The organism is Pusillimonas sp. NJUB218 (assembly GCF_003788685.1).
Taxonomy (GTDB): Bacteria; Pseudomonadota; Gammaproteobacteria; order Burkholderiales; family Burkholderiaceae_B; genus Neopusillimonas.
The window spans coordinates 206,830-220,071 of the sequence record NZ_NQMK01000002.1; the positions used below are offsets into that span (position 1 = coordinate 206,830).

The following is a 13,242-nucleotide window of genomic DNA, read 5'->3' on the forward strand; positions in this document are numbered from 1 at the left end:
AGCGAACGTATGTCTGAACAGGAAGTCCCGCTTTATCAACGGATTAAGGACTATCTGTTGACTGAAATACAGGCGGGCAAGTGGCGCGAGGGGGAGGTCATTCCGCCAGAAGTTTCGTTGGCGCGCCAATTTGGTGTGTCGCGCATGACGGTGAATCGGGCAGTGCGAGAGCTGACGACCGAAAATATTTTGAAGCGTATTCAAGGGTCGGGCACCTATGTGGCGCACCGCAAGTATCAGGCAACCCTGGTGGCTATCAAAAACATTGCCGACGAAGTGCGCAGTCGAGGTCATCGGCACAGCAGTCAAGTGTTGTTACTTGAAAGTGCGCCTGCGTCCGAGGCGCAGACGGTGCAGTTCGAGGTGCAGCCGGGTCACCTCTTATTTCATTCCATCATTGTTCATTTCGATAACCAGACGCCCATCCAGTACGAAGATCGTTGGGTCAACGCTGCGGTTGCCCCCGACTATATGACACTGGATTTTTCGGTCTCTACGCCGAATGAGCATTTGATGCGCGTGGCGCCCTTGCAAGGCGTGCGCTATTGCATCGAGGCGGTCAACGCACCCGCTGATATTGCCGCTCATTTGCATGTGCCGGAACATGAGGCATGTTTGGTTCTGTACCGAACCACGTTGGCGCTGGACCAGGTCGCTTCGGTGGCGACGATGTGGTACCCGGGTAGCCGCTATCAGTTCGAGGGCCGGTTGTAGCCAGGTTTACGAGGTGGCAGTGGCTTGCGTTGGGCGGCCGTGCCGCCCGTTGCCGCTTGTTTCTGAAATTTAGTCTGGCGCCGAAATATTTAACGGCGTAGCACCGCATTCCTGCACCAGCTTGGCATCGTGGCTGGCAAACAGCACCACACAATCGCGACCCCAGGTTTTGAAAACGTCGGCCAGTACGGCACAGGAGGCCGAGTCCAGTCCGCTGCTCGGGCCATCGGCAATCACCACGGCCGGGTTGCCCAACGCTGCAGCGGTCAAGTAAACCTTGCGGCGCATCCCGGTCGACATTTGTTCAAAACGTTTGTCCAGGTGCTCTGTCAGTTCAAACCGCGACGCAAGCTCAATCACATTGTCGTCGATCGCTACATTTTTTTCTGCGGCGACACGCTCCAGCAGTGCCCGTCCGGTCATGTCCGGAAACTGCAGGCAATCGTCGGGGATGTAGGCCAGGCGCAGTTTTGCTTCGCGCGGTGCTTTTTTTAACGAATGCCCGTCAATCCAGACGTCGCCCGAGCTGGGCGCCATCGCACCCGCAATAATCGCCAGCAAGCTGGTCTTTCCGGTGCTTTCTTCTTCGCACAGGGCCACGCAGCCTGGTTCGAAGCTGTGGTTCAGCCCCTCGAATACAAGGTGATCGTCATAGCGTTTGGTTAGGTTTTCGATGCGTAATATGTGAGTCATTTGCTTAATTTCGTTTATCGCTCGGGCCCAATAAATGCGTTGCCATGGCCGAAATGGCCGCTTCTACCGTCGGGCTATAGCCTTGCCATTGACAGGCCAGCATCAGGTTTCGGGGCAGGCTGAAGTCTTCGACCAGCCAACCCTGAGTGCAATGCCCTTGATCATCGTGGGTGACTTGCTGCCGCAGGTCGCCCGCCCACGGGAAATACACCCAAACGGGTTTACCCAAAGCCACGGCAACGCCCACTTCAAACACTGTGCCGGAATCGGGTTCAGCGCCTCGAAACGGTTCGAGGTTGGCGATAACCCCGTCTGCCTGCGCGATCATACGCATATTGGCTTGTGCAATGGCCGATGCAGTTTGCTGCGGTGTCGCCGCTGGCGCAATCTCGTTATCCAGTGGGTACAGGCCGATCAGACCTTGTTGTTGGCAAAGGGTTTGTAAATGTTTGCCCCAGACGTGGCTATCGGGGCGAAACACATCAGGGCCGGCCAGATATACTTTTTTCACGATGGGTGTTCTGTTGGGTTGTGTGTGTTGATAGTGTGTTGCTGCAGTCTTTGGGTGCCCTTGCTTTTGCAGCAGGCGCTGACCATTTTAGGCCAGTATCGGGCGCGTGTAGGTGCTAAGCTTGCGGCGTAAAACGTGAGGTTTAAAAAATGAATTGTCGTCAAATTTTTGCGGGTTGTCTTATTGCAATCTTGGCCATCGCGCCGGGTCTATCGGCGGGCGCTGACGCGGCGGGTAATACGCCGTTGCATGTTGCAGCGGCTAAAAATGACATTGTCAGCCTTAAACAGCTGTTGGCCGATGGCGTCAGTGTCGACGCCCGCAATGACAACGGCGAGACTGCGCTTTTGGTGGCGACTCACGCCAACCTGGTCGACGCGGCTGCCGCATTGATTAATGCCGGAGCCGACGTCAACGCCAAAGACCGCATCAACGACAGCCCCTATCTTTATGCTGGCGCCCGCGGGCATCTCGACATTCTGAAGATGGCCTTGTCGCATGGTGCCGACTTAAAAAGCACCAATCGTTACGGCGGTACGGCACTAATTCCGGCGGCCGAACGTGGCCATGTCGATACGGTACGCACCTTGATCGAGGCGGGCGTAGACGTAGACCATGTTAATCGGCTGGGGTGGACTGCGCTTCTAGAGGCAATCATTCTTGGCGCTGGCGGCGAGCCGCACCAGCAAATTGTGGCGCTTCTGATCAACGCCGGGGCCGATGTCAATCTTGCCGATGACAAAGGTGTTACGCCGCTGCAGCACGCGCGTTCACGTGGCTATAAAGAGATCGAAAGCATGCTGAAAGCTGCCGGAGCCCGTTGAGCGTGTCCAGTATCCATAACGCTCAACCAGCGCCGTCAGCGTCAACGGCTGTCCTTTTGGCTGCAGTTGTTCTTATCGGTCTTAACTTGCGGCCCTTCATCACGGGGGTAGGGCCTCTGGCCGCCGATATCAGCCAGGCCACCGGCCTCGATTTAAAAGGCATCTCGCTGCTCACCCTGGTACCCATGCTGCTGATGGGTGTCTTTGCATTTGCCGGCCCTGTGCTGCAAGCGCGTATCGGCGGGCGTCTTTCCATGGTGATCGCCCTAGTGTTGCTTGTGGCCGGTTCGTTCTTGCGTTTGTTTACCACCAATGGCTGGCAGTTGATCGGTACGGCGGCTTTACTTGGCCTCGGTGCCGCAGTTGTGCAGGCCGTACTTCCTGGGGTTATTAAACGTCAATTGCCACAGCGTGTCGGCATGGTAATGGGGCTGTATTCTGCCATGTTGATGGGCGGCGGTGCGTTGGGGGCGCAAGTATCGCCCTGGGTGGCTACAGCTACTGGCAATTGGCATGTCGGACTCGCCTGGATGGCTTTGCCGGCGGCCGTAGCGCTGTTGCTTGTAGCTCGCTACTTACCTCGCGATGTTCCCGTTTTTCCGGCCCGTCTGTCATTGTCCGCCTATCTTCGCCGGCCCCGCGTCTGGCTGCTGATGGTTTGTTTTGGGCTGGTCAACGGGGGATACTCAACGGCGGTAGCGTGGCTGGCGCCTTTCTACCGAGAATTTGGATGGAGCGCCTCTGCCAGTGGCAGTTTGCTGGCGTATATGTCGGTTTGCCAGGCAGTAACGGCCCTAACGCTACCTATACTCGCTCGAAAAGGAAAAGATCGTCGGCCCTGGTTGGCGCTGGTGCTGGCCATGCAGGCGATTGGCTTTGCAGGGCTGGCCTTTTGGCCATTGGCGGCGCCACTGATCTGGTCCATGCTGCTGGGGGCCGGTCTGGGCGGATGTTTTGCCTTGTCGCTTATTGTGGCGCTCGATCACCTGCCCGATCCCACTCAAGCTGGCACGCTGTCGGCTTTGATGCAAGGCGGCGGCTTTCTTATTGCCGCTATGCCGCCCTGGATTGTCGCAGCGCTGCACGAGTCCACTGGCGGCTTCGGCGCCGGCTGGGCAATGCATCTGGGTTGCGTCGTTGTAGTGGCCGCGTTGTATTGGCAAGTATCGCCCGCAAGTTATGCCCGAAGTATGAATATGGCGGGCAAGGGCGCGGCTGTTTGAGTGGGCGTTTTCGACCCATTGGGTCGAGCCCACGAGTTCCGCGCTCGCCACGGGCAAGGTCTGGACGCTGGGAAGCCCCTTAGGGCCATGCGATGCGTGGCAAGACCTGTCTTGCAAAGGTCCAGCCTCAATACTCAGAAAAACCCGCGCCCAACAAAAGCCCACAAAGAAAAAGGGCCTTCCCGAAGGAAGGCCCTTTTAAATATGGCGCGGCTGGCAGGATTCGAACCCACGACCCCTTGGTTCGTAGAATTGTGCTCGACATTAACATATTGATTTATATGCATATTTAAAGGTGCGCTCACTACCCGTTATGTACTGTCCTGTACTGTCCTGTACCCTCTAATCCCCCAAAATTACCCCAACGCCCCCTTGCTAAGGGGCTTTTTTTTTGCTGCTGCCGCGGCTCCGAATGCCTGTCATAGACTTGGCCAGGTCGCGGCCGTAACTCTCGTGCTTGGCCAGCAAGACGACCGGCCACCATTAAGCAGATGCTGAGTCGATACTCCTTTTGAGCAGAGACGCACGCGTGTGCCTGCGCACGTGAAGTATCACTGTAAAAAATTTGGGTGGGCCATGGGAAAACCGTAACCTTTGTAATCTTTTTCCGAAAATCTCTTGAAAGCCCTTATTCATGGGCTTTTCAGCTTAATGTAAGAATGTAACTTTTGCATAACCTTACCGTAACCTTATTACAGTCAGTTAATGTAATTATCATAAAAAATATATTCTTTATAAATCAATGACCTATAAAAAGATTACGGTTTTGGTTACGTTAAATTACGGTGGTACCGTAACCTGACAATTCTTTTTAAATCATTAGGTTATGTTTATGTTTTTGGTCAGATTACAAAGGTTACGGTTTTCCCATGGTCCGCCTGTTTATTTTTAAACCTGACCTGGGGCAAGAGTAGATAGACAGGAGGGCGCATACGGCATTATTTTGAATATCCGCAATTTGGTATGGATGGGGCTGTTAAAGCGCCTCTGGCGGCTGTTCTGCACGTTAGTCAGTGCATTAATACTTGTTTGTTCGATGAGCGTCGGCGGCGAGGAGGGGACGGCGATAGCCGGGTAGGGGCCGGCGCTGGTCACTTTTTGGCCAGCTCGCTGGCCCAGCCCGATGTCAAGCAGGTTCACAAGGCAAAAAAATAGCCGCCCGAAGGCGGCTCAAGCAGCTGCAGGTGGACTTTCAGCGTAAGGTCGGCGCCGGTGTGGTGTCGTCTTCGATAGCGTACTCATTGAAGCGAACCACCTCTTCACCGATCCAGTCGTTCAACTCCTTAAATCGTTCCTGCAGAGGCACGAGCTCGTTCTTTACAAAGACCCTGGTCACGGGGCCCACCGACCCAAAGCCGCCTGCTACGCTTGGCATTACCCCCATCAGCTGCGGGGGCACACGGTGAGCTGCCAAGATATCGTCACGAGTCACGTTCTTGATGTTGAAGAACTCATCTTTGGCTGCAACCTCAGACAGGGGTATGACTTGCATACCCTTTTCCTTACCACCTGGCGCGTACATGAACAGATTCCTGAAATTCCCCGGACCTTTACTGCTCTTGACTGCCTCGCGCAGCGCATTAATGTCTTCCTCGTTATGGGCTGGGTCGGTCAGGTACATGATGTACCCGGCGTGACTGCCGTTCTTGTAGTACCGGCGCCGGAACAGCGTGGCATTTTCGTTAAGCCAGGCAGACTGCAGCGCGGACAGATACTCAGGAACACCATAAATTTCTTGGTTGATGTCTGGCTCCATTAGGTGAAAGATCGTTCCCTGCTGGAATTCATGCTCATTCAACCAGTCTTTTAGAAAAATGTACTGGTTGAGGTCTTTGCTGGATCGGCGCATGTACTTGCCCAGGGCATGCTTGAGCGCTACAGGTTCGTTCAGCCGGTTGCTACGAAGCTCCAGGTAGCTGTTGCCCAGCACCAGGTAGTCCAGGGCGAACGAGCTGAAGGAGCTACGTGATAGCAGCGGGTGCGGCCGGAACGTGCTGGCGATGATATTGCGCTTAACGTAGATGGCCGAGCTGTGGTGCGGGCTGGACCTGAAAGATCGCGAAAGGCCGTCCAGACTGATCGGTGGTTCGTACCAGCGTCCGTTGTCCAAGGCCTGGAAGTACTCGACGATTCTGCCGTGATCCAGCACTGACTCCGGCTCACCGAATGAAAAAACCTCGACGCCGGTTCTCGGCACGGTTTGCTCTTGCTTGTCCATCAACTGATTTCCATAATGGTCTGATTAGCATCGGTCGAGCCTTCCAAAGGCTCATGCGCGATGGCGTTCATGGTTGCCCAGGCCAGGTCAGCGTGCCCGACTGCCTGGGTTCTGCCGGAGGCGTAGGTGGCCTGGCGCCCGGATGGCGTGATGATCTTTCTTATCGACATGAATGACTGTGCGAGGTCGATGAAGCCGGAATCGAACTCGAGGCGCCCGTTACGCATGACGTTCTGCGTTTTAAGCACCATTTGCGTCTTGACCTCAACCGAGTAGTTGATGGCCACGGCAGCCGGGAAAAACAGTTTGACCAACTGATGCACAGCCATGCCCATGCCGGTAGTGTCGATACCGATGTGTGTGACGTTGTACTTTTTGGTGAGCTTCTGGATCTCGTTTGCCTGCTCCTGGTAGTCGGGCGTCTCAAACTGGATCCGTTCCAGAATGCGGAACTTTCCACCAGGTACGCTGGGTGGAGCAACCACGACACATCCTTGCTTGTCACCTGTTGAAGACGGGTCGTAGCCGACCCAGACGGGTAGGTTTCCGAACGGCCGGGCGGCATGGGGTTTGTAGTCTGTCCATATTTCCCACGAATCGACCATGCAACGCTGCAGCAGCTGTAGCGGGAACACAGACTTGGTGTCGTCTATGAAGCAGCACTTCAACAGGTTGTCGAACTCTTCTTCTGTGTATTCTGCCTTGAGCTCTTCGATGTCGAAAAGATCGCAGCCACCTGCTTCCGCATCGAAGATGGTCACAATCTGGCGCCAGATTCGGTCCGAGCATAGTTTGCCGGCCTGTAGGGCCTTGTGGCTGACGTCCATCTTGACGGCGTTCTTCTTGCCGCGATTTTTGTGGCGCTCCCCAGACCAGAACGGGTACGCCTCGTGGCTCATGGCTGATGGTGTCGAGAAGTAGGTTTTACGCCACTTCTTGTGCATGGCCATGCCGGAGGCCACTTTGTTCAGCTGCTCAAATCCGGGTATCCAGAAGAACTCGTCGACATACAGATTGCCGTGGTAGCTCTGTGCCGTCCGGTAGTTCGTGCCCAGGAAGTACAGGGTTGCACCGTTGAACAGAACGATGGGGTCGCCTCGCAGCTCGACGCCGATGGTGTCACGCACGAACTGCAGGATGTACTGTTTGAAAACATGCGCCTGGGATTTCGATGCGGAAATAAAAATTTGATTGCGGCCGGTCAGCAGTGCATCAACGAAGGCCTCTCGTGCAAAGAACCAGGTGGCCCCGATCTGGCGGGACTTCAGAATGATTCGAGTGCGTTGATCTCGGTTAGTCGCCCATCGTCGTTGGTAGTCAAATAGCGTGTCATCGAAGGCCTCGACCAGCTTCTCGATCTGCTCTTCGGAGATAAAATTCTTTGTTGGCTTGCGCTTTGTCTTATCGTTTTGGGCGGCCAGTTTCGGGTTCAGATCGACCTCATTGCCACCGCCCAAGTACTTGCGCACGCGTGCATAGCGCTCCATCTGGCGGCCCAGCAGGTCGATTTCCTTAAAGTCCTGTCCAGTTTTCGCCTGTTTCAGCACAAGCTGCACCAAGCGACATTCTGCAGCACCCTCAATACGCTCGATCACGGGCGCGGTGTCCCAGCCGTCGCGCCGCTTCCATGACCCCACTGTTGGCTGCTTCTCTTGCAAGTACTCGGCAATAGCGGTCACACCCCATCCTTGCCAGTACAAAAACTTGGCAAGGCGGCGGTTGTCATGTTCGGCTGCTTGTGTAAACATGCCTGCCAGAATAGGCAACGGCACACTTATTAAAAATAGAAAGTGCTTGGTAAATGCTGTTTACAAAACCAGTATTCTTGAGGCCGCCAGCCTAAGCGGCAATCATGTCTGCACATCGTTATTTGCGAGCGAGAGCCGACATGAAATTCAAATCCAAGTTTTTTTGCGTTGCCACTGAGGGTGCCACCACAGACGGGCGAACCATTACGTCTGCATGGATCCAGCAGATGGCTAAGAACTTCAATCGTGCGACGTACGGCGCCAGGGTCTGGCTCGAGCACGTGCGCGGCATGCTACCTGAAGGGCCGTTTCAGGCATATGGGGACGTGATTGCTCTCGAAGCACGCAAGAAGGACGATGGAAAGTTGGGCCTATACGCTCAGATCGAGCCTACAGAAGCGCTCGTAAAAATGAACAAGGCCCGTCAGAAAATCTACACCAGTATCGAAGTTAATCCTGAATTCGCCGACACCGGTGAGGCGTACCTGGTGGGACTGGCCGTAACCGATAGCCCCGCTTCGTTGGGAACCGACATGCTGGCGTTCACCCAGAATAATCCGGAGGGTTCTCCACTAACCGGTCGCAAGCAGGACAAAGACAATCTTTTTTCTTCTGCTGTTGAAGTCGAGCTGGAGTTCGAAGAGGTGAACGAAGGTTCAAGTTTCTCCGATCGCATCAAGGACGTGCTGGGCAAGTTCCGAAAGCAAGCGGTCAAGACGGACAATCAACTGGAGCAGGTGCTGGGCGCCGTCGAAGAGGTAGCCAACCACAGCGCAGATCTGGAAAGCCGATTCAACGAGTTCAGCAAAAACTTTGCTGGGTATGCGGCCGGCCAGGAAACCCTGACAAAGCTGCAAGAGTCTTTCAACGAATTTAAGGCAGCCGTCGAAAAAGCCGACGCCAGCAACGAAAAACGGCCACCGGCCACAGGGGGAGACGGCAAGGTTCAGACAGACTGCTAACCCAACCGATCCCGTTATTTCATACAAAGCCTTTTCAAGATCACTGACCGGAGACCGCAATGCGTAACGATACCCGCCTGAAGTTCAATGAATACCTTTCCCGATTGGCCGCGTTGAACAACGTGAGCGTCGATGCTGTGACGAGCAAGTTTGCCGCCATACCCAGTGTGCAGCAAAAACTCGAAAGCAAGATTCAAGAATCAAGTAGTTTCCTTTCTTCTATCAATACCTATTTGGTGGACGAACAGGAAGGAGAAAAAATCGGCCTTGGTGTCGGTGGTCCTATCGCCAGTCGCACTAACACGACCACCGGTGACCGCCAAACCCGTGATGTCAGTGCACTGGACGACAGCAAGTATCGTTGTGAGCAAACCAACTACGACACTCACATTCGCTACGCGACGCTCGATGCCTGGGCTAAGTTTCCCGACTTCCAACTGCGCCTGAGCAATATGATCATCCAGCGTATTGCTCTAGACCGAATCATGATTGGCTTCAATGGCACGTCGGCCGCAGCCGCGACCAACATCACTACGAACCCTCTTCTGCAAGACGTCAATATTGGCTGGCTGCAAAAGATCCGTACCAAGGCGCCAGCCCGCTGGATGAAGGAAACGGATCCCGCCAGCAATAAGGTATCTGTGGGCGGGGCGTCGGATGAGTACAAGAATATCGACGCACTGGTTTTTGATGTCGTCAGTAGCATGATCGACCCCTGGTACCGCAACGATACCCAACTGGTAGCCATTGTTGGGCGCAAGCTGATGTCCGATAAGTACTTCCCATTGGTCAATAAAGATCAGGCACCGACCGAGCAGCTGGCTTCTGACATCATCATCGGCCAGAAGCGGATCGGCAACCAGACGGCGCTTCAGGTTCCGTATTTCCCGGACAACGCCATTCTGATCACTCGCCTCGACAACATTTCTGTTTATGCGCAAAGCGGTACACAGCGACGGTCTGTCATTGACAACCCGAAGCGCGATCGCATCGAAACCTACCAGTCGTCGAATGATGCCTTCGAGTTGGAAGACTACGGTTGCGCGGCACTCATCGAGAACATTGAAGTAGCCACGGTCTGATCTAGCCCGTTGAACTAGGAGACCTAACTATGGTTACTACACCAGCCCAGCGCCGCTTCGCGACCGTGATGGCGGCGCGTGCGTCGGCGGCTGCTGAGCCTGGCCAGTCCCTGGCCGGCTCCAATGCTTACGAACTCATGCTGGCCAAGCTTTACGACGATAAGCGCCGCCTGAAGGAAATTCAGAGCGTAGAGCGCAAGATCGAGGTCAAGCGCGAAATCTTGCCTGATTATGACAACTGGGTAGCAGGGGCTCTCGAGCAGGGCCAGGGCGCCCAGGACGAGGTTCTGGTCACAGTCATGGTTTGGCGGATGGACGTGGGCGACTTCGAAGAAGCGTTGCGTATTGCAAGTTATGTCGTCAAGCATGACCTGGTACTTCCCGATCAGTATGAACGCAATGTTCAAACTGTCATCGTTGACGAAATCTCTGAGGCCGCCTTGGCTGTACAGAAGGACGGGCAAACTTTCCCATACAACCTGCTGTGGGAAACCATGTCATTGACGGAGAAGTTGGACATGCCAGACCAGGCTCGCGCCAAGCTGCACAAGGCTATGGGCTATGAGTTGCGCTTGGCTAACCAGCTGCCCGAGGCGCTCGAGCATTACGAACGGGCCTTGACGCTGAACGAGAAAATCGGCGTCAAGGTCATCATCAAAGAACTACAGGCGGAGATTGCCCCAGGCAACGCCTAACTGTGCTCCCCGAGCCGTGGCGGCGCGGGCAGATGGGATGGCCATTGAATTGCGTCCAGCCCTGACGCCCGCCCACCGCCACACTAGGACTTGATCATGTCTTTTGCTGTAGCTGCTGCAGATCCGCAAAACCCAGACTCTGGTTCCGCGCCTGAATCTATTCAGCAGGACTGGTGGCCTAACCTTCAGCTTGCATACGCACGGTCCGTAATTCGGCTTAACGGGACGGTCACCGAAGATCGTCTGCATGAGGCCTTGCTGAACGCTGCGTACTCTGTAAACGATGAGCTGGCTGACTGGTCCGAGCAGCTGCGTGAAACGAACCCTGACGGCATGCCGGAGGGTAGGCTTACCGATCTTTACCTGCGTGCTGTCCACTTCTATGCCAAGGCCGAACTGGTAGAGCGGTACCGGGACTTCGATACCACCGGAGCGGGTGATCGTCGCGTTGATGATCAGGAAGATTTACCTGATTATTCCCGCCGAACTATGCGATGGGCGATTAGCGATTTGCTAGGTAAGCCCCGGGCAACCATAGAGGCCCTTTGATGATTGTTTACGCACATCAAAACGACACGGTTGATTCGCTTTGTTGGCGGTATTTAGGTGCAACTCGTGACGTCGTTGAGCAGGTTTACGAGTTGAATCCGAAATTGGTTGATCAGGGGCCAATACTGGCCCATGGCACCAAGGTGGTGTTACCAGACGTGGTGGTTAGAACCACAACAGTTGATACGGTGAAGCTATGGGATTGACATTAAAAAGACTCGGCACTCGTCGAACTTATCTCAGCATGAATGCATCAGCTGATTGGCCCATGCGGATTTTTTATGGCCTCTTGACGTTGTACCAAGGACTGTCAGGTTTGTTTGTGCCCTCGTCGATTTTCTATCAGGCACTGCAGATGTATGGCAGTTCGTTGTTGATCATTACATGTCTGATTGGCGCAGGCAGCTTATTAGCCATCGATGGGCTAATGGCCATGATTCGATATTGCACCTCTTTAAGTTGTCGGCGTATCCAGCCGGCGATGGCGATATTCAGTCGTCGCAGGCCGTTGCTTTTCTTGCCGCCAGTGTTTTGTTACTACGGCACGATCATCATCGTCAACCGACACATTGAAGAGGGACTGGTCACGGTTATCAGCTACTACGTTATGTTGGCATTAGCCGGGATGATGTTTTGTATCCGCGACGGGGTTATCAGCCAGAAAGCATGCCGAGGGATACATGTCTAAATTTTTTCAAAAGAAAGACCTGCTTATTATCATTTGCTCTTATTCCATGAGCGCGTCCGTTTATGCCTCTCAATTGTCATTGTGGGCGCATCTGAACACCACCGGTACGGCGGTTGATCTTGTGATCAATTTGATGAGCGCTATCTGCGCATCTATGGCCAATACGGCATTCAGGTTGAAGAACGAGTCGGTTTTCGTGTCTAAGCTGATCAAAGAGCTAGCCTATGGAATTGGTGTTGGATTTGTTGCGGGTCTGGTGACGTATGCCGTTGCAGAGGCCGCAGACACGAATAATTTCTTGCAGTTGGCGCTTGTCACTCTGGCAGGTTGGGGTGGGGCCAAGGTGATTGAGACCTACAGCGACAAGTACTTCGGAGCTAAGCGCCAAGGGGGACAGTCGTGATAATTCGATTAAACGATACTGGGGCACATGTCGGCGACCTTCAGCGCCGTCTGTACATGGCTGGCTACAAACTTGAGCAGACCAATATTTATGACCGCTCTACCCAGGCCGTGGTTCGTCAGGTTCAGGCACGGGCAAAGCTGGTTGTCGATGGCATATACGGGCCTAAGACTGAAGCGGTGCTTAAGGGGCAAGAGACTGGCAGGTTGTTGCGCCAGTCCACTTTGAGCCAAGCGGCGCTTGACCTTGAGGTCGACCTTGCAAGCATTCTGGCAGTCAACGAGGTCGAGTCACGGGGTTTGGGTTTCGTAAGGGATAACTTGCCTGTGATCTTGTTTGAGCGCCATGTGTTTTGGCGTCAACTGGTCACCCGAAAGATTGACCCTCAGCCTTGGGCAAAGAAGTTCCCGGGTGTGGTTAATCAGGCCCGAGGTGGTTATGCCGGTGGCATCAGTGAATATACGCGTCTAAGCGTTGCCAAGGGTATCAATGCATCAGCTGCGTTTGAGTCCTGTAGTTGGGGACTCTTCCAGATCATGGGGTTTCATGCTGAGTCACTGGGCTTTAAGTCTGTTGAAGAGTTTGTTGCCTATCAGCAGGAAAGTGAGTGCAACCAGTTACGAACCTTTGTTCGATTCATTTTGGCCGACAAAGACCTTCATAGGGCATTAAGGCAAAGGCGGTGGTCAACTTTTGCGCGCCTGTACAACGGCCCGGCGTATGCCGATAACTTGTACGACGTGAAGCTGGCCAGAGCATATAAGCGGCATTCAGAAGCTCTTCAGGAGGCCGCATGATGGCCCTTCTTACGCGGGCTTTGCCCTATTTAATAAGTGTTGCTTTGTTGCTATCTATCTGGTCTATGTGGCGCACGATCGCAACGCAAAAAGACATGATCAACGCGCAGTCAGGGGCGATAACTCAACTTATCG

General features: G+C 54.3%; 15 protein-coding genes. 11 read left to right on the forward strand and 4 right to left on the reverse strand.

The window, feature by feature from the left end:
• Positions 1–9 precede the first annotated feature (9 nt).
• Complete coding sequence (gene hutC / locus CHR62_RS03520; protein WP_123660037.1) at positions 10–714, forward strand: histidine utilization repressor; 705 nt, start codon at positions 10–12, stop codon at positions 712–714.
• 69 nt (positions 715–783) lie between these two features.
• Here hutC and CHR62_RS03525 read toward each other — a convergent pair whose 3' ends face one another.
• Together CHR62_RS03525 and CHR62_RS03530 are read right to left on the reverse strand one after the other, a co-directional pair.
• On the reverse strand, positions 784–1,398 hold the full coding sequence (locus CHR62_RS03525; RefSeq protein ID WP_123660200.1) for an ATP-binding cassette domain-containing protein: 615 nt from the start codon (positions 1,396–1,398) through the stop codon (positions 784–786).
• A gap of 13 nt (positions 1,399–1,411) precedes the next feature.
• The gene (locus CHR62_RS03530) at positions 1,412–1,918 is read right to left on the reverse strand and encodes a nucleoside 2-deoxyribosyltransferase (RefSeq protein WP_233574852.1); all 507 of its coding nucleotides are present in this window, start codon (positions 1,916–1,918) and stop codon (positions 1,412–1,414) included.
• Between the two features lie 149 nt (positions 1,919–2,067).
• Between CHR62_RS03530 and CHR62_RS03535 the strand changes: the two genes are divergently transcribed.
• Both CHR62_RS03535 and CHR62_RS03540 read left to right on the forward strand, forming a co-directional pair.
• Complete coding sequence (locus CHR62_RS03535; protein WP_093970730.1) at positions 2,068–2,742, forward strand: ankyrin repeat domain-containing protein; 675 nt, start codon at positions 2,068–2,070, stop codon at positions 2,740–2,742.
• An 11-nt stretch (positions 2,743–2,753) separates the two neighbouring features.
• Positions 2,754–3,965: a cyanate transporter gene (locus tag CHR62_RS03540; protein ID WP_370318039.1), complete on the forward strand. Its 1,212-nt coding sequence runs from the start codon at positions 2,754–2,756 to the stop codon at positions 3,963–3,965.
• Between the two features lie 1,192 nt (positions 3,966–5,157).
• On the opposite strand, the gene CHR62_RS03545 is transcribed toward CHR62_RS03540, so the two are convergent.
• Entirely contained in the window at positions 5,158–6,183 is a 1,026-nt protein-coding gene (locus CHR62_RS03545) for a phage portal protein (RefSeq protein WP_123660039.1), read from the reverse strand.
• Complete coding sequence (locus CHR62_RS03550) at positions 6,183–7,931, reverse strand: terminase large subunit domain-containing protein (RefSeq protein ID WP_123660201.1); 1,749 nt, start codon at positions 7,929–7,931, stop codon at positions 6,183–6,185. The genes CHR62_RS03545 and CHR62_RS03550 overlap by 1 nt, the downstream gene beginning before the upstream one ends.
• A gap of 104 nt (positions 7,932–8,035) precedes the next feature.
• On the opposite strand from CHR62_RS03550, the gene CHR62_RS03555 reads away from it, so the two are divergent.
• The 8 genes from CHR62_RS03555 to CHR62_RS03590 all read left to right on the forward strand — a co-directional run bounded on the left by CHR62_RS03555 (position 8,036) and on the right by CHR62_RS03590 (position 13,107).
• A complete protein-coding gene (locus CHR62_RS03555; protein WP_233574853.1) occupies positions 8,036–8,893 on the forward strand; it encodes a GPO family capsid scaffolding protein in 858 nt (285 codons plus the stop codon).
• 59 nt (positions 8,894–8,952) lie between these two features.
• Positions 8,953–9,975, forward strand: a complete 1,023-nt coding sequence (locus CHR62_RS03560) for a phage major capsid protein, P2 family (RefSeq protein WP_123660040.1) — start codon at positions 8,953–8,955, stop codon at positions 9,973–9,975.
• 29 nt (positions 9,976–10,004) lie between these two features.
• Positions 10,005–10,670 carry a phage terminase small subunit gene (gpM, locus tag CHR62_RS03565; RefSeq protein WP_123660041.1) on the forward strand — a complete coding sequence of 222 codons (666 nt, stop codon included), beginning with the start codon at positions 10,005–10,007 and terminating at the stop codon, positions 10,668–10,670.
• Between the two features lie 96 nt (positions 10,671–10,766).
• Entirely contained in the window at positions 10,767–11,219 is a 453-nt protein-coding gene (locus CHR62_RS03570) for a head completion/stabilization protein (protein ID WP_123660042.1), read from the forward strand.
• Positions 11,219–11,425, forward strand: a complete 207-nt coding sequence (locus CHR62_RS03575; RefSeq protein WP_123660043.1) for a tail protein X — start codon at positions 11,219–11,221, stop codon at positions 11,423–11,425. Before CHR62_RS03570 ends, CHR62_RS03575 begins: the two co-directional genes overlap by 1 nt.
• Before the next feature lie 116 nt (positions 11,426–11,541).
• On the forward strand, positions 11,542–11,907 hold the full coding sequence (locus CHR62_RS03580) for a hypothetical protein (RefSeq protein ID WP_123660044.1): 366 nt from the start codon (positions 11,542–11,544) through the stop codon (positions 11,905–11,907).
• On the forward strand, positions 11,900–12,310 hold the full coding sequence (locus CHR62_RS03585; RefSeq protein ID WP_123660045.1) for a hypothetical protein: 411 nt from the start codon (positions 11,900–11,902) through the stop codon (positions 12,308–12,310). Before CHR62_RS03580 ends, CHR62_RS03585 begins: the two co-directional genes overlap by 8 nt.
• On the forward strand, positions 12,307–13,107 hold the full coding sequence (locus tag CHR62_RS03590) for an N-acetylmuramidase family protein (protein WP_233574854.1): 801 nt from the start codon (positions 12,307–12,309) through the stop codon (positions 13,105–13,107). The genes CHR62_RS03585 and CHR62_RS03590 overlap by 4 nt, the downstream gene beginning before the upstream one ends.
• The last annotated feature ends 135 nt before the right edge of the window (positions 13,108–13,242 follow it).

Bases quoted from the DNA above. Each gene is read 5' to 3' on its own strand.
- CHR62_RS03545 (WP_123660039.1), bottom strand. From the start codon at position 6,183: ATGGACAAGCAAGAGCAAACCGTGCCGAGAACCGGCGTCGAGGTTTTT.
- CHR62_RS03555 (WP_233574853.1), top strand. From the start codon at position 8,036: ATGTCTGCACATCGTTATTTGCGAGCGAGAGCCGACATGAAATTCAAA.
- hutC (WP_123660037.1), top strand. From the start codon at position 10: ATGTCTGAACAGGAAGTCCCGCTTTATCAACGGATTAAGGACTATCTG.
- CHR62_RS03585 (WP_123660045.1), top strand. From the start codon at position 11,900: ATGTCTAAATTTTTTCAAAAGAAAGACCTGCTTATTATCATTTGCTCT.
- CHR62_RS03560 (WP_123660040.1), top strand. From the start codon at position 8,953: ATGCGTAACGATACCCGCCTGAAGTTCAATGAATACCTTTCCCGATTG.
- CHR62_RS03535 (WP_093970730.1), top strand. From the start codon at position 2,068: ATGAATTGTCGTCAAATTTTTGCGGGTTGTCTTATTGCAATCTTGGCC.
- CHR62_RS03570 (WP_123660042.1), top strand. From the start codon at position 10,767: ATGTCTTTTGCTGTAGCTGCTGCAGATCCGCAAAACCCAGACTCTGGT.
- CHR62_RS03550 (WP_123660201.1), bottom strand. From the start codon at position 7,931: ATGTTTACACAAGCAGCCGAACATGACAACCGCCGCCTTGCCAAGTTT.
- CHR62_RS03575 (WP_123660043.1), top strand. From the start codon at position 11,219: ATGATTGTTTACGCACATCAAAACGACACGGTTGATTCGCTTTGTTGG.
- gpM (WP_123660041.1), top strand. From the start codon at position 10,005: ATGGTTACTACACCAGCCCAGCGCCGCTTCGCGACCGTGATGGCGGCG.